Origin of the sequence: Paracoccus zhejiangensis (assembly GCF_002847445.1) — a bacterium.
Classification (GTDB): Bacteria; Pseudomonadota; Alphaproteobacteria; order Rhodobacterales; family Rhodobacteraceae; genus Paracoccus; species Paracoccus zhejiangensis.
This window is the reverse complement of record NZ_CP025430.1, coordinates 1,689,703-1,706,117: the sequence shown is the minus strand read 5'-3', so window position 1 is coordinate 1,706,117 and position 16,415 is coordinate 1,689,703. Positions and strand designations below refer to the sequence as shown.

Here is a 16,415-nt window from a genome sequence, read left to right as displayed (position 1 = left end):
TACGGTTTGCAAGATCTGAGCAGGGGATTCGCGCAATGAAGACGCAGGTTAAGGTTCTGGTGGTCGGTGGCGGCGCCGTCGGATGTGGCATCGCCTATCATCTGGCCAAGGCCGGCTGGGACACGCTGCTGGTCGAGCGCGACGAGCTGACGGCGGGCTCCACCTGGCACGCGGCGGGCCTGCTGCCCTTGTTCAACATGGGTTACGCCACCAGCCATATCCACGACTATTCGGTCAAGCTCTATGCCAGCCTCGAGGCCGAGACCGGTCTGAATGCCGGCTTCACCCGCTGCGGCAACCTGCGCATGGCGCAGACCGATGCGCGGATGGATGAATACATGCTCTATTCCGCCACCGCCGAGACGGTCGGGGTGGAACATGAATTCCTGACGCCCGCACAGATGAAGGACCGCTGGCCGCTGCTGCGCACCGACGATCTGAAGGGGGCGCTGTTCCACCCGACCGACGGCTATATCAACCCCGCCGACGTGACCCAGGCGCTGGCCAAGGGCGCGCGCATGGCGGGGGCGGCGATCGAGCGCAAGGTGCAGGTCAACGGCTATCGCTGGAGCGGCGATGACTGGGTCGTGACCTGCGAGCGCATGGTCGAGAAGGGCGGCCGGCTGGTGCCCTCGGGCGAGGTCTTCGAGATCCGGGCCGAGCATGTGGTGACCGCGACCGGCAACCACGCGCAGCGCACCGCGCGCCTTCTGGGCATCAAGATCCCGGCCATCCCGGTCGAGCACCAGTATATCGTCACCGAGCCCGACCCGGCACTGGCCGCCTGGCGCGCGGCGGGCAACCCGGAACATCCGGTGCTGCGCGATGCCGATGCGAAATGGTATGTGCGCGAGGAACGCGGTGGCTGGATACTTGGCCCCTACGAGGAGGGCGCACCGGCGCGCTTCCCCTATGATGTGCCCGAGACTTTCCGCGCCGACCTGTTCCCGCTGGACCTCGAGCGGATCGAGGAAGAGTACATGTCGATGATCCACCGGCTGCCCTCGTCGGAAACCGTGGGCCTGAAGGACGATTTCAACGGCCCGATCTGCTATACCCCCGACGGCAACCCGCTGGTCGGCCCGGCGCCGGGCCTGCGCAACATGTGGCTGGCAGAGGGTTTCAGCTTTGGCATCACCGCAGCGGGTGGGGTGGGTCATTACCTGACGCAGATGATGACCCAGGGCGAGGCCGAGATCGATATGGCCAGCCTTGATCCGCGCCGTTATGGCAAGTGGATGACCACCGAATACGCGGTGACGAAGAACGAGGAATGCTATTCCCATGTCTTCATCCTGCACCATCCCGATGAGGAGCGTGAGGCCGCCCGGCCGCTGCGCACCGCCCCCGCCTATGACCGCCAGATCGCCGCGGGCGCGCAGATGGGGCAGGTGAATGGCTGGGAGCGTCCGAACTATTACGGCCCGAAGGACGCGCCGGCGGATTTCGACCACAAGGCCCGCAGCTTCCGCCGCGGTGGCTGGTGGCAATATGCGCGCGACGAGGCGCAGGCGATCCGTGACACCGCCGGGCTGATTGACGCCTCGGCCTTTGCCAAGCATTCGGTCTCGGGTCCCGGCGCGACGGCGTTCCTCGACTGGTTCACCACCAACAAGCTGCCCAAGCCCGGCCGCATCAACCTGACCTATGCGCTGACCGAGGCCGGCACGACGCGGACCGAATACACCATCGTCCGGCGCGGCGAGAATGAGTATTACCTTGTCTCGGCCGGGGCCTGGGCGGATTACGATTCCGACAACCTGCGCAAGCTGGCCGAAGAGATGGGCGGCGAGTTCGGGCCGGTGCATATCCATGATGTGACCAACCAATATGGCGTCTTCGCGCTGGCGGGGCCGAACAGCCGCGCGATCCTGGCCGAGCTGATCCGCGATGCCGACCCGGCCACGGCGCTGTCGAACAAGCGGTTCCCCTGGCTCTCGGCCAAGGATATCGAGCTGGGCATGTGCCCCACCATGGCGATCCGCGTGGCCTATACCGGCGAGCTGGGTTGGGAATTGCACCACCCGGTCGAATTCGGCCGCTATCTCTGGGACCAGCTGGTGAAGGCGGGCGAGAAACACGGGCTGAAGCTGGTCGGCGCGCGGGCGCAGAACTGGCTGCGTCAGGAAAAATCCTATCGCGCCTTCGGCACCGAACTGGGCCGCGATGCCACGCCGCTGGAGGCGGGGCTGGATCGTTTCGTCGATCTGGACAAGGAGTTCAACGGCAAGGCCAAGATGCTGGCCAAGGGCATTCGTTCGAAATGCGTCACCCTGCTGATCGACGGGCCGGCGGATGCAGATCCCTGGGGTCGCGAGGGGTTGTTCCTTGATGGCGAGCGTGTCGGGCGGCTGACCTCGGGCGGCTGGTCGGTGGCATTCGGCAAGCAGATCGGCATGGGCTATGTCCGCCCCGAACTGTCCGTGCCGGGCACGAAGCTGAAGGTCCGCATGTTCCGCGAACTCTATGACGCTGAAGTGGCCGAGGACAGCCCCTTCGATCCGTCGAACGCTCGCATCCGCCAGGACGGCTGATCAGCGCGCTGGTTCGCCCTCGGGGCGGACCAGCATCCGCAGCAGGGTCTCGTAGGACGGCACCTGGGCCGGGGCGTTGGGCCTCGGCTCGGCCATGCCAAGCGCGACATAGCCATGGGTCAGCGCCCAGACCGCGCTTTCGAAGGCCGCCGGATCGCGATCACCGCAAAGCGGCCGGCATTTTTCCTGCAGCACGCCATAGCAGCGCATCGCCGCCAGCCGCAGCGGCGGGGTGGAATGCTCGACCTCGACGAACATCAGCTGGAACAGCGCGCGGTGGCAGCGCGCGAACTCGACATAGGCGCTGTTCGCCGCCATCAGCTGCGCGAAGGGGTCATCCGAGGTCTCGGCCTTGCAACGCTGGTCCAGATGGGCGTGGAACATCTCGAAGCCGCGCAGGGCAATCTCGGCCAGCAGGCCGGGCAACCCGTCGAAATGATGCGCCGGGGCGGCATGGGACACGCCCGCCCGCGCCGCCGCCTTGCGCAGCGTCAGGGCGCCGGGCCCGCCCTCGGCCAGCAGCGCGATGCTGGCCTCGACCAGCGCCTCGCGCAGATTGCCGTGGTGATGTGATTTTGTCGCAGCCATCACCGGGTCCTGCAGTCTGCGCAATTGACAGTGTAAAGTTCGGTGCTAGAAGGACCGCGCCCTGACGTTTCCCGAGTCAGCAGCCTGCTGTGGCAAGTAGGTCCTGCGATCAGTGTACGGGTTGTGGGCAACTTGCCGCTCGCCTCGGTTTGGTTTGGTTCACGCTCGCATCGGTAAAAAGTCACCAGACCGGGGCGAGTTCCCTGTCCTGTCCCAGCATAGGCCGGAACCTGCCACCACACCTTGCTGCAAATCAAAAAAGCCGGCCTTGCGGCCGGCTTTTTGAATTGGAGCGGGCGATGAGATTCGAACTCACGACCCTAACCTTGGCAAGGTTATGCTCTACCCCTGAGCTACGCCCGCACTCCGTCCCGGTGGTCTTTCATCCGCCGGTGGAGGGTCATCTATAAGGGCGCGCGGGGGGCTGCAAGAGGAAAATCCGACCATCGGCGAATTTTTTGCAGGTTGACTTGGCCTGCCCCTGCGGCATCGTTCCCCGGACGCGAGAGAACGTCATCGGGAGGCGTGATGAAGGCAGCCGAGGCCTTGTCGGAATTCGTCCATGCGGGGCTGGCCAGCGGCGCAGACCGGCCGGCCATGGTGCAGGCGCTGAAGGGCGCCGGATGGGCTGAGGCCGAGATCGAGGCGGCGCTGGCGCAATGGGCCGATGCGCCCGGCCTGCCGCCGGTGCCGCGCCCCAGCGCCTATGTGTCGGCGCGCGAGGCGCTGCTCTATGGCCTCCTGTTCATCGCGCTCGGCGTGGTCAGCTCGCATATCGTCATGCTGGGATTCGGCATCATCGAATATCTGCTGCCCGATCCCTACGAGTCCTATCCGGGCGATGGCGGCTGGCTGCGCTGGCCCATCGCCACGCTGATCGCTTTCCTGCCGCTGTTTCTCTATCTCAACCGTCAGGCCAACCGCCACGGCGCCGACGAGACCCGGCGTCAGCGCTCGCTGGTCAGGCGCTGGGTCGCTTCGGTCACCATGCTGATCGCGCTTCTGGCGCTGCTCTGCGACGTGGTGACGGTGGTTTACGTGTTTCTTGGCGGCGACCTGTCGGCGCGGTTTCTGGCCAAGGCGCTGCTGGTGGCGGTCATGGGCGGGCTGGTGCTGGCCTATTACAGGGACGAGATGGAATGAGAGGGCTGAGCAAGGGCTGGGCGACCCATGCCATCACCGCGCTTGGCGTGGCGGCGATCGTCGGCGGCTTCCTGATCGCCGGCGGGCCGGGGCAGGGCCGGGCGGAACGCCGCGACGACATGCGGCGCAGCGATCTGTGGTCGCTTCAGGCGCAGCTGGATTGCCTCGCGCGCGAGCGCAGGGTGCTGTCGCCGATGATCGAGAGCACCGCCGCCTGTCCGTCCACCCCGCGCCTGTCGGACCCGGCCACCGGGCAGGCCTATGTGGTCGAGCAGATCGATGACGAGAACCTGCGGCTTTGCGCCAGTTTCGAACTTGCGCCGGAAGATCCGAACCGCCCGCGCTATGCGGGGCAGGCCGGGTTCGACGAGCGGGGCTGCATGGTGATGAACCTGCCCAGGTCGCAATACCAGCCCGGCGGCTAGCCCTCGCCGCGCCCGATCCGGCCCAGATGGGTGATGCGAAACCCCTCGGGTGATTTCAGCCCATAGCCAAGTGCCCGGTCGAAGCCGATATGCGCCAGCCATAGCCCGCCGATGGCAATGAGAATCGGCAGGCCCGAGACCACGCCCAGCACCGCCAGCATCAGTGCAAGCCCGTAGAGATGCGCGGCGTTATACAGCGCCGCGCCGAGACGCGGCCCGGCCAGATAGCCTGTGATTGCCAGATCGGGCGCCAGCAGGATCAGCGGCCAGAGCCACCAGGGCCAGCCGGGCTGCACCGCAAGGGCGATGCCCAGACCGGCCAGCGCGACCAGCGCGCCCTCGGCCTTCTGCCAGCCAACAGCGATCACTCGGCGGCCTTGATCCGCGCCGGGCGCAGCATCGGGCCGAGATAGCGGCCGGTATGGCTGGCCTCGATCCCGGCCACGTCTTCGGGCGTGCCGGTGGCGACGATCTGCCCGCCGCCATCGCCGCCCTCGGGTCCGATATCGATGATCCAGTCGGCGGTCTTGATGACGTCAAGGTTATGCTCGATGACGATCACCGTATTGCCCTCGTCGACGAGGTGATGCAGCACCTCGAGCAGTTTGCGCACATCCTCGAAATGCAACCCGGTGGTCGGCTCGTCGAGGATATAGAGCGTCTTGCCGGTGGACCGGCGGCTGAGCTCCTTCGACAGCTTCACCCGCTGCGCCTCGCCGCCTGACAGCGTCGTCGCCTGCTGGCCGACCTTCACATAGCCAAGCCCGACCTGCATCAGCGCGTCCATCTTTTCGCGGATCGAGGGTACGGCGGCGAAGAACTGCTGGGCATCCTCAACCGTCATGTCAAGAACGTCGGCTATGCTCTTGCCCTTGAAACGAATTTCCAGCGTCTCGCGGTTGTAGCGCTTGCCCTTGCAGGTCTCGCAAGTGACGTAGACATCGGGCAGGAAATGCATCTCGATCTTGATGACGCCATCACCCTGACAGGCCTCGCAGCGGCCACCCTTGACGTTGAAGCTGAAGCGGCCGGGCTTGTAGCCGCGGGCCTTGGCCTCGGGCAGACCGGCGAACCAGTCGCGGATGGGCGTGAAGGCGCCGGTATAGGTGGCGGGGTTCGAGCGCGGCGTGCGGCCGATCGGGCGTTGGTCGATGTCGATGACCTTGTCCAGCTGTTCCAGTCCCTTGATCGTCTCGCAGGGAGCCGGGGTCTGGCGCGCGCCATTGAGCCGCATCGAGGCGGTCTTGAACAGCGTCTCGATAGTCAGGGTCGACTTGCCGCCGCCCGAAACGCCGGTCACGGCCACGAATTTCCCCAGCGGGAATTCGGCGGTCACGTCCTTGAGGTTGTTGCCGGTGGCGCCGACCACGGTCACGGATTTGCCCTTGCCCTTGCGGCGCTCCGAGGGCACCGCGATCTCGCGCGTGCCCGACAGGTATTGCCCGGTCAGGCTGGCTGGGTCGGCGGCGATCTCCTCGGGCGTGCCCTTGGCGACGACGGTGCCGCCATGGACGCCCGCGCCCGGACCCATGTCGAAGACGTAATCGGCATGGCGGATGGCATCCTCGTCATGTTCCACCACCAGCACCGAATTGCCCTGATCGCGCAGGTTCATCAGCGTTTTGAGCAGCCGGTCATTGTCACGCTGGTGCAGACCGATCGACGGTTCATCCAGCACATAAAGCACCCCGGTCAGGCCCGAGCCGATCTGGCTGGCCAAGCGAATCCGTTGGCTTTCGCCGCCCGACAGCGTTCCGGCGGCGCGCGACATGGTCAGGTAATCGAGGCCGACATTCACCAGGAAACCCAGCCGTTCGCGGATCTCCTTCAGGATCGCACGGGCGATCTCGTTCTTCTGATTGCTGAGGCTGGCGGGCGCCTTCTCGACCCAGTCCAGCGCCTCGCGGATCGACAGTCGCACCACCTCGCCGATATGGGTTCCGGCGATCTTGACCGCCAGCGCCTCGGGCTTCAGGCGATAGCCGTGGCAGGCGCCGCAGGGGCGGTTGTTCTGGTAGCGCTCGAATTCCTCGCGCACCCAGGCGCTGTCGGATTCGCGCAGACGGCGCTCCATGTTCGGGATCACGCCCTCGAAGACGCGGGTGACCTCGTAGACGCGGCCGGCATCGTCGAAGCGGAACTTGATCTGTTCCTTGCCCGAGCCATAGAGGAACAGTTTCTGCGCGGTTTCCGGCAGATCCTTCCACGGGGTCTTCTTGTCGAAGCCATAATGACTGGCCAGCGCGTTGATGGTCTGGGTCAGATAGGCGGATTTCGACTTGGCCCAGGGCGCGATGGCGCCCTTGGCGACCGACAGGGCGCTGTCAGGAACGATCAGGCGTTCGTCAAAGAACAGCTCGACTCCCAACCCGTCGCAGACCGGGCAGGCGCCGAAAGGCGCGTTGAACGAGAACAGCCGCGGCTCGATCTCGGGGATGGTGAAGCCCGAAACCGGGCAGGCGAAATTCTCGCTGAAGGTGATGCGCTCGGGATCACCCTCGGCCGGGGCCGTCTCCAGCACGGCGATGCCGTCGGCCAGATCCAGCGCGGTGCGCAGACTGTCGGCCAGCCGCGTCTCCAGCCCCTCGCGCACGACGATGCGGTCGACGACCACGTCGATGTCATGGCGGAATTTCTTGTCCAGCACCGGCGGCTCGTCCAGTTCGTAAAACTGGCCATCTACCTTGACCCGCTGGAAGCCCTGCTTCCTGAGCTCCAGAAATTCCTTCTTGTACTCGCCCTTGCGGTCGCGGACGATCGGGGCCAGCAGATAGGCCCGGCTGCCCTCTTCCATGCCCATGATCCGGTCAACCATGTCCTGCACCTGCTGCGCCTCGATCGGCAACCCGGTCGCCGGCGAATAGGGCGTGCCGGCGCGGGCGAAGAGCAGCCGCAGGTAGTCATAGATCTCGGTGACGGTGCCGACGGTCGAGCGGGGGTTCTTCGAGGTGGTCTTCTGCTCGATGGAAATGGCCGGGCTGAGACCGCTGATATGGTCCACATCCGGCTTGCCCATCATGTCGAGGAACTGCCGCGCATAGGCCGACAGGCTTTCGACATAGCGGCGCTGGCCCTCGGCATAGACCGTGTCAAAGGCGAGGCTGGACTTGCCCGAACCCGACAGGCCGGTGATCACCACCAGCTGATCGCGCGGAATGTCCATATCCACGCCCTTCAGGTTATGCTCGCGCGCGCCGCGCACTTCGATGAACTTCTGTTCCATAGGCGTGCCCCAATCGACCAAGCGCATCACATAGTCACCCCGGACCAAAAGGCAACATGAAACGCGGAACATAGCAAGAACAAAACATCATTTGCGGCGGGAACGCGCCCGGCGACGAGCGCGGGCAGGGCGCCGCCGCGGGGATGTGCCGGCACGCAGGAGAGCCGTTGACCCGGTTTCCCGAACGGGGCAGCCTTTGCACGACAGGAGGAACGACAATGGCGAAACAGCATTATTCCGGCAGTTGCCAATGCGGCGCGGTGGCTTTCGAGGCCGATCTGGATCTTGACCGCACGGTCACCTGCAACTGCTCGCGCTGCCGCAGGCTGGGCTCGGTCCTGACATTCACCCCGGCGGGTGATTTCAAGCTGACCAGCGACGGGACGACGACCGAATACCGCTTCAACAAGGAGGCGATCTCGCATCGCTTCTGCCCGGTCTGCGGCATCCAGCCTTTTGCCTTTGGCGAGAAGGACGGGGCGAAGATGGTGGCGGTGAATGTCAATTGCCTCGACGGGGTGGATGCCCGCGCGCTCGACTCGCAGCATGTGAACGGGGCGGCGAACTAGCCGGTTGGCCGCGCCCCGCATCTGTCGGGAAACAATCTTCCGCTGCCGAACGAGATGGTTTTCTTTTCTTGCGCCGCACCGCCGCTGGCGGGTATCTGCGTTGCGATTATCCGTCGCGGATGCCCGGTGAAAGCTTGCGCTGCGTTGCAGCATCGCTAGGATGCCGCGAACTTCAGAAGGGGGACCGGCATGTTCAACAAGATCCTTGTTGCCAACCGTGGCGAGATTGCCATCCGCGTCATGCGCGCCGCGAACGAGCTGGGCAAGAAGACCGTCGCCGTCTTCGCCGAAGAGGACAAGCTGGGCCTGCACCGCTTCAAGGCCGATGAGGCTTACCGGATTGGCGAGGGGCTGGGCCCGGTCGCGGCCTATCTGTCCATCCCCGAGATCATCCGGGTCGCCCGCGAAAGCGGCGCCGACGCGATCCACCCGGGCTATGGGCTTCTGTCCGAGAACCCCGATTTCGTCGATGCCTGTGCCAAGGCCGGCATCACCTTCATCGGCCCCAAATCGGAGACCATGCGCGCCCTTGGCGACAAGGCCAGCGCCCGGCGCGTGGCGATTGCCGCCGGCGTGCCGGTGATCCCGGCGACCGAGGTGCTGGGCGATGATTTCGATGCGATCAAGCTTGAAGCCGCCGAGATCGGCTATCCGCTGATGCTGAAAGCGTCGTGGGGCGGCGGCGGTCGCGGGATGCGACCGATCAACGGCCCTGAGGAGCTGGTGGAAAAGGTCCGCGAGGGCCGGCGCGAGGCCGAGGCCGCCTTTGGCAATGGCGAGGGCTATCTGGAAAAGATGATCCTGCGGGCGCGCCATGTCGAGGTGCAGCTTCTGGGCGATACCCATGGCGGGCTCTATCACCTCTACGAACGCGACTGCACCGTGCAGCGCCGCAACCAGAAGGTCGTCGAGCGCGCGCCCGCGCCCTATCTGACCGCCGAACAGCGGGCCGAGGTCTGCGAGCTGGCGCTGAAGATCGGTCGCGCCGTCGGCTATCAGAACGCCGGCACTGTCGAGTTCCTGATGGATATGGACAGCCAGCAGTTCTACTTCATCGAGGTGAACCCGCGCGTCCAGGTCGAGCATACGGTGACCGAGGAAGTCACCGGCATCGACATCGTGCAATCGCAGATCATGATCGCCGAGGGTGCCACTCTGGCCGAGGCGACCGGCGTGCCGAGCCAGGACGAGGTGCGGCTGAACGGCCATGCGCTGCAATGCCGGGTGACGACCGAAGACCCACTGAACAACTTCATCCCCGATTACGGCCGGATCACCGCGTATCGCAGCGCAACCGGCAACGGCATCCGGCTGGATGGCGGCACCGCCTATTCGGGCGGCGTCATCACCCGTTTCTACGATTCGCTCTTGGTCAAGGTCACCGCCCATGCGCAGACGCCGGAAAAGGCCATCGCGCGGATGGACCGGGCCTTGCGCGAGTTCCGCGTGCGCGGAGTGGCGACGAATATCGAGTTCGTCATCAACCTCTTGAAGCATCCGACCTTCCTTGATGACAGCTATACCACCAAGTTCATCGACACCACGCAGGACCTGTTCACCTTCCGCAAGCGCCGTGACCGGGCGACCAAGATCCTGACCTATATCGCCGACATTTCGGTCAACGGGCATCCCGAGACCGCCGGCCGCCCGCTGCCCCCGGCCGAGGCGCGCATCCCCGTGCCGCCCGCCGCCAAGGCCGATCCGGCCCCCGGCACGCGGCAATTGCTCGAGGAAAACGGCGCGCAGGCGGTGGCCGACTGGATGGCCGCGCAGCAGCGCCTGCTGATCACCGACACGGCCATGCGCGACGGGCACCAGTCGCTTCTGGCGACGCGGATGCGCTCGATCGACATGATCCGGGTCGCGCCCAGCTATGCGGCGAACCTGCCTCAGCTTTTCAGCGTCGAATGCTGGGGCGGGGCGACCTTCGACGTGGCCTATCGCTTCCTGCAGGAATGCCCGTGGCAGCGGCTGCGCGACATCCGCAAGGCCATGCCCAACCTGATGACCCAGATGCTGTTGCGCGCCAGCAATGGCGTGGGTTACACCAACTATCCCGACAACGTGGTGCAGGCCTTCGTGAAGCAGGCGGCGACCACCGGGATCGACGTGTTCCGCGTCTTCGACAGCCTGAACTGGGTCGAGAACATGCGCGTCGCCATGGATGCCGTGGTCGAGAGCGGAAAAATCTGCGAGGGTACGGTCTGCTATACCGGCGATATCAACGATCCCGACCGGGCCAAGTATGACCTGAAATACTACGTCGAGACGGCGAAATCGCTGCGCGAGGCCGGGGCGCATGTGCTGGGCCTGAAGGACATGGCAGGCCTCTTGAAGCCCACCGCCGCCGCCAAGCTGGTGCGGACGCTGAAGGAAGAGGTCGGCCTGCCGATCCACTTCCACACTCATGACACATCGGGCATGGGCGGCGCGACCATCCTTGCCGCCGCCGAGGCCGGGGTGGATGCGGTCGATTGCGCCATGGATGCGCTGTCCGGCAATACCAGCCAGCCGACGCTCGGCTCGGTGGTCGAGGCGCTGGCGCGCACCCCGCGCGATACCGGCCTCGACATCGCCGCCATCCGCGAGATCAGCAATTACTGGGAGCGCGTGCGCGAGAATTACACCGCCTTCGAATCCGGCCTGCAGGCCCCGGCCTCCGAGGTCTATCTGCACGAGATGCCGGGCGGCCAGTTCACCAACCTCAAGGCGCAGGCGCGCAGCATGGGGCTGGAGGATCGCTGGCACGAGGTGGCGCAGACCTATGCCGACGTGAACCAGATGTTCGGCGATATCGTCAAGGTCACGCCCTCGTCCAAGGTTGTGGGCGATATGGCGCTGATGATGGTGGCACAGAACCTGACGCCTGCGGATGTTATGGACCCGGCCAAGGACGTGGCCTTCCCCGATAGCGTGGTCGACATGCTGCGCGGCAATCTTGGCCAACCGCCGGGCGGCTGGCCCGAGGCGCTGCAGAAGAAGGTGCTGAAGGGCGAGGCTCCGATCACCGATCGCCCCGGCGCGCATCTGCCGCCCGTCGATCTGGAGCAGACCCGCGCCCGCGTCCGCGACGAGCTGGAGGGCAAGGAGGTCGATGACGAGGACCTGAACGGCTATCTGATGTATCCGAAGGTGTTCATGGATTACATGGGCCGCCACCGTGTCTATGGCCCGGTCCGCACCCTGCCGACGCGCACCTTCTTCTATGGCATGGAGCCGGGGGAAGAGATCACCGCCGAGATCGATCCGGGCAAGATCCTCGAGATCCGGTTGCAGGCGCTGAGCGAGACCGACGAGAAGGGCGAGGTGAAGGTCTTCTTCGAGCTGAACGGCCAGCCGCGCAACATCCGCGTGCCGAACCGTCTGGTGAAGGCCGAGACCGTCGCCCGCCCCAAGGCCGACCCGGCGAACCCCTCGCATATCGGCGCGCCGATGCCGGGCGTGGTCGCCTCGGTCGCCATCGCGGCGGGGCAGGCGGTGAAGCAGGGCGATCTCTTGCTGACCATCGAGGCGATGAAGATGGAAACCGGCCTCTCGGCGGAACGCGACGGGGTGGTCAAGGCCGTCCATGTCAGCGCCGGACAGGGGATCGACGCCAAGGACCTGCTGATCGAGCTGGAGTGAAGCAAAGGTTAGGCCCGGAGCAAGGTACGCGGTGCCGCCGGGCCTGACTTTGCGAATCTGTCGTATTGGTTTCTGTGGCGAGTCCGTCGAGGCCGGGGCTGCGATCCACTCCCTTGTGCCGACGCCGGTTGGCCTGATCATCCAGCAAAAGACCGCCCAATCGGGCGGTCACATTTCTCTACCCACAGCGCCGAGCAGCCGTTTGGTGATCCGGCACCATAGTTGACCCTGTTTACGCGCAGGCAACGGCCACCGCTTTGGCCGCTGCCCCTCTGTCGCTCTTACGCGGCCCGCGCAGCCACAGTCGCCTTGGTCCACCACACCAGATCGGCCAGCGTCGCGTCGAGCGAGCCTTGCAGGTGATCCTCGATGGTCTCGATCGGCTGGTTGCCACCGAGCGGCGAGGTGGCGAAGAAATCGCCGCCGCCGATATGCACGGCGCTGCGCACCGGCACCATCTGCAGCTCGACCGCCATCAGGCGCAGCTGTTCCAGCGCGCGGGCACCGCCCATCGCGCCATAGGCCACCGCCGCCATCGGCTTGTGGTTCCATTCCTTGTAGGCTTGATCCAGCGCGTTCTTCAGCGCCCCGGTGATCGAGCGGTTGTATTCCGCCACGATGAAGACATAGCCGTCATATTCCGCCAGCTTGTTCTGCCAGGCGACGGCATTGGGATCCGAGGAAGGCATCCACAGGTTCGAGGCCGGCTCGTCGAAGAACGGCAGGTTGAAATCGCGCAGGTCGAGCAGCTCGAAATCCAGATCGGGATTGTCCTTGACCTTGCTCATGAACCAGTTTGCCGGCTTGTCGGCAAAGCGGGTGGCGCGGGTCGAGCTGATGATAACGGCGATTTTAGGTTTGGTGGCCATGGAATGTCCCCTGATCTCGTGCTGTGACGTTCTGTCGCGGTGAACATGGCGCGAGGATTCAGTTTCTGCAATCCGGTCGCGCGCACAACCGCCCCTGCAGCCGCGCACAGAGCCCCGTTGACCCTTGCTCCGCGCCGCGCAGGGTGCTCTATGGAAGGCATGAAAAAGTCCGACAACCCCGCCGATCCGTTCAAGAAGGCGCTGACCGAGGCGACCCGCGCGCTTGCCGATGATGCCGAGCTGAACGTGACCTTCACCGCCGACCCCTCGGGGGTTGCGGGCGACCAGATGCGTCTGCCGCAGGTCAGCCGGCGGATGACGCGCGACGAGGTGCTGCTGGCGCGGGGCACGGCGGATGCGCTGGCCATGCGCTTGCGCCATCACGACCCGGCCACCCATGCGAAATTCGCCCCCTCGGGGCCGATGGCGCGCGAGCTTTACGAGGCGCTGGAGACGGCGCGGGTCGAGGCGCTTGGCGCGCGCGAGATGCCGGGCGCGCTCAGCAATATCGACGCCAAGATCGCCGCCGACGCCGAGAAGAAGGGCTATGCCCAGATCAAGGCGCCCTCGGATGCGCCGCTGTCGGTTGCGGCGGGCTACCTGGTCCGCCAAGCCGCCACCGGGCGCAAGCTGCCGGCGGGGGCCGATCACGTGGCGGACCTTTGGCGTCCCTTCGTCGAGCAGCAGGCGGGCGCGACGCTGGAAAGCGTTCGGTCGGCGCTGGCCGACCAGGCGGCGTTCTCGCGCCTCTCGCGCCGGATCATCAGTGATCTCGGCTATGGCGACCAGCTGGGCGACGATCCCGACGAGCCCGAGGACGACGACGCCGACGAGAATGCCGAGCAAGACGAGGAATCGGGTGACAACCAGTCGCGCGAAGAGGATGACAGCGATGATGCCGAATCCTCTCCCGAGCGCAGCCAGGAACAGCAGCAGGACGAGCGTCAGGCGCAGGTCAGCATGGATGACCAGTCCGACGACGAGTTGGCCGACGAGGCCGAGATGCCCGAGGCGGAAAGCCCGCCCGACATCCCGCCCCCGGTCAGCGAGGCCAGCGCCGATTACAAGGTGTTCAGCCAGGCCTGGGACGAGGAGATCAAGGCCGAGGATCTGGCCGAGCCGGCGGAGCTGGAACGGCTGCGCGCCTACCTGGACAAGCAGCTTGAACCCCTGCGCGGTGCGGTCTCGCGGCTGGCGAACAAGCTGCAGCGCCGCTTGCAGGCGCAACAGAACCGCAGCTGGGAATTCGACAAGGAAGAGGGCGTGCTGGATGCCGGGCGTCTGGCCCGCGTGGTCGCCAACCCGACCACGCCGCTGAGTTTCAAGGTCGAGAAGGATACCGAGTTCCGCGATACCGTCGTCACCCTCTTGATCGACAATTCCGGCTCGATGCGCGGACGCCCCATCTCGATCGCCGCCATCTGCGCCGATGTCATGGCCCGCACGCTGGAGCGGATCAGCGTGAAGGTCGAGATCCTCGGCTTCACCACCCGCGCCTGGAAGGGCGGGCAGGCGCGCGAGGACTGGCTGAAACAGGGTCGCCCGGCGCAGCCCGGCCGCCTGAACGACCTGCGCCACATCATCTACAAGGGCGCCGATGCGCCCTGGCGGCGGGTGCGGCCGAATCTCGGCCTGATGATGAAAGAGGGCCTGCTGAAGGAGAACATTGACGGCGAGGCGCTGGAATGGGCTCATCGCCGGCTGGCCCGCCGTCCCGAGGCGCGCAAGATCCTGATGGTGATCTCGGATGGCGCGCCGGTCGATGATTCGACCCTGTCGGTCAACCCGGCGAACTACCTGGAAAAGCACCTGCGCGACGTGATCGCCATGGTCGAGAAGAAGAAGCAGGTGGAACTGCTGGCCATCGGCATCGGCCATGACGTGACCCGCTACTACGACCGGGCGGTGACCATCACCGATGTCGAGCAACTGGGCGGGGCGATGACCGAGCAATTGGCAGCGCTCTTCGACAACGACCCGAGGAAGCGCGCGAGGGTGCTGGGGATGAACGCGGCGCGTCGGCTCGGCTGAAGAGGGCGCGCACCCCGCGACCAACCGCCCCCTTGTGCGAAGACCCGGCCCGCGCTTTCATGCGGCCTCATGAGCAGCCGCAGCGCCACCCACATCCTGACCGGCACGCGCATCCGCGAAAGGCGGCTGGCGCTGTCGCGGAAGCAGGCCGATGTCGCGCAGGCGGCAGGCATTTCGCCCGCCTATCTCAATCTCATCGAGCATAACCGCCGCCCGGTTGGGCAGGAATTGGTGGCGCGGCTGGCCGCGGCGCTGGACGTGCCGCGCGCGGAATTGGAATCAGGGCGGGAAGAGGCGCGGCTGGCGGCGCTGCGCGAGGTGGCGGCGGGGCTTGACCAGCGGCCGGAACCGGCGCGAGGCGGCAGCGCGCCCGAACTGGACCAGATCGCCGAGTTTGCCGCGCGTTTCCCGGGCTGGGCCGATGCGCTGGTGACGCTGTCGGGGCAGAACCGGGCGCTGTCGCGGCGACTGGTCTCGCTGTCCGACCGGATGACGCAGGATCCCTACCTGCTGACCACGCTGCACGAGGTGCTGTCGGCGGTGACGGCGCTGCGCTCGACCGCGGCGATTCTGGCCGAGGGCGACCAGGGGCTGACGCCCGAATGGCGGGCGCGTTTCCATGCCAATCTCGACAGCGACAGCCAGCGGCTCTCGACCACGGCGCAGGCGCTGGTGGCCTATCTCGACAGTTTCGAAGCCGACAGCACCATGCTGACACCGCAGGATGAGGTCGAGGCCTGGCTGGCCGCCGGCGCGCCGCCGCTGGATCAGGCGACCGACCTGGCCTCGGATGCAGCGCGGGTCATGGCGGCGGCGCATCTGGAACGGCTCGCGCTCGAGCGCCGGCTCTTGGCCGATGCTGATCTGGCCAGCGCCGCGGATGTTGCGCCCGATCCGCTGGCCATCGCGCAGCGCCTCGGTCGGCCACTTGATCTGGTCATGCGGCGGCTCGCCGTGCTGCGGCCTGTCGGCTACGAGGGGGCCGGGCTTCTGATCTGCGACGGGGCCGGCGTGCTGACCCTGCGCCGCGCGGCCGAGGGTTTTGCCCTGCCGCGGCAGGGCGAGGCCTGCGCGCTATGGCCGCTGTTTCAGGCGCTGGCAAATCCGCAGGCGGCGATTCAGGCGAGGGTCGAGATGCCCGGCGGAGCGCGCTTTGACACGCTCAGCTTTGCCACCCGCGCCCAGCCCGGCGGGCTCAGCGGCCCGCTGCTCAGCACCGCGCAGATGCTGATCCGGCCGGCGAGTGCCGAGACGGCGGCCGAGCCGGTGCTGCGCATCGGCCCGACCTGCCGCATCTGCCCCCGAAGCGCCTGCCCGGCGCGGCGCGAGCCTTCGATCCTGCAGGCGGGCTGAGGAGGGACGGGCATGGCACGAACAGCTTTGACACATTGGCCCTCCCTTCTGCACAA

Annotated in this window: 11 protein-coding genes and 1 tRNA gene; 7 read left to right on the top strand and 5 right to left on the bottom strand. The window is 66.2% G+C overall.

Annotation, left to right across the window (positions count from 1 at the left end; translation table 11 throughout):
- Positions 1-35 precede the first annotated feature (35 nt).
- A complete protein-coding gene (locus CX676_RS08400; RefSeq protein WP_101752208.1) occupies positions 36-2,534 on the top strand; it encodes a GcvT family protein in 2,499 nt (832 codons plus the stop codon).
- Here the strand turns inward: CX676_RS08400 and CX676_RS08395 are convergent, their stop codons facing one another.
- Together CX676_RS08395 and CX676_RS08390 are read right to left on the bottom strand one after the other, a co-directional pair.
- Complete coding sequence (locus tag CX676_RS08395; protein ID WP_101752207.1) at positions 2,535-3,122, bottom strand: TetR/AcrR family transcriptional regulator; 588 nt, start codon at positions 3,120-3,122, stop codon at positions 2,535-2,537.
- A gap of 288 nt (positions 3,123-3,410) precedes the next feature.
- Positions 3,411-3,485: transfer RNA gene (locus CX676_RS08390), tRNA-Gly, on the bottom strand.
- Between the two features lie 165 nt (positions 3,486-3,650).
- Here CX676_RS08390 and CX676_RS08385 point away from each other — a divergent pair.
- Positions 3,651-4,265 carry a DUF5671 domain-containing protein gene (locus CX676_RS08385; protein ID WP_101752206.1) on the top strand — a complete coding sequence of 205 codons (615 nt, stop codon included), beginning with the start codon at positions 3,651-3,653 and terminating at the stop codon, positions 4,263-4,265.
- Entirely contained in the window at positions 4,262-4,690 is a 429-nt protein-coding gene (locus CX676_RS08380) for a hypothetical protein (RefSeq protein WP_101752205.1), read from the top strand. The genes CX676_RS08385 and CX676_RS08380 overlap by 4 nt, the downstream gene beginning before the upstream one ends.
- Here the strand turns inward: CX676_RS08380 and CX676_RS08375 are convergent.
- A complete protein-coding gene (locus tag CX676_RS08375) occupies positions 4,687-5,058 on the bottom strand; it encodes a DUF4260 domain-containing protein (protein ID WP_101752204.1) in 372 nt (123 codons plus the stop codon). The two genes, CX676_RS08380 and CX676_RS08375, sit on opposite strands and share 4 nt — an antisense overlap.
- A complete protein-coding gene (uvrA, locus tag CX676_RS08370; RefSeq protein ID WP_101752203.1) occupies positions 5,055-7,913 on the bottom strand; it encodes an excinuclease ABC subunit UvrA in 2,859 nt (952 codons plus the stop codon). Before uvrA ends, CX676_RS08375 begins: the two co-directional genes overlap by 4 nt.
- Before the next feature lie 218 nt (positions 7,914-8,131).
- Between uvrA and CX676_RS08365 the strand changes: the two genes are divergently transcribed.
- Complete coding sequence (locus CX676_RS08365) at positions 8,132-8,482, top strand: GFA family protein (protein WP_101752202.1); 351 nt, start codon at positions 8,132-8,134, stop codon at positions 8,480-8,482.
- A 189-nt stretch (positions 8,483-8,671) separates the two neighbouring features.
- On the top strand, positions 8,672-12,106 hold the full coding sequence (locus CX676_RS08360; protein ID WP_101752201.1) for a pyruvate carboxylase: 3,435 nt from the start codon (positions 8,672-8,674) through the stop codon (positions 12,104-12,106).
- Between the two features lie 281 nt (positions 12,107-12,387).
- On the opposite strand, the gene CX676_RS08355 is transcribed toward CX676_RS08360, so the two are convergent.
- Entirely contained in the window at positions 12,388-12,975 is a 588-nt protein-coding gene (locus tag CX676_RS08355; protein ID WP_101752200.1) for an NADPH-dependent FMN reductase, read from the bottom strand.
- A gap of 159 nt (positions 12,976-13,134) precedes the next feature.
- On the opposite strand from CX676_RS08355, the gene cobT reads away from it, so the two are divergent.
- Complete coding sequence (gene cobT, locus CX676_RS08350) at positions 13,135-15,006, top strand: cobaltochelatase subunit CobT (RefSeq protein ID WP_101754223.1); 1,872 nt, start codon at positions 13,135-13,137, stop codon at positions 15,004-15,006.
- 69 nt (positions 15,007-15,075) lie between these two features.
- Complete coding sequence (locus tag CX676_RS08345) at positions 15,076-16,359, top strand: short-chain fatty acyl-CoA regulator family protein (protein WP_101752199.1); 1,284 nt, start codon at positions 15,076-15,078, stop codon at positions 16,357-16,359.
- Positions 16,360-16,415: the final 56 nt, after the last annotated feature.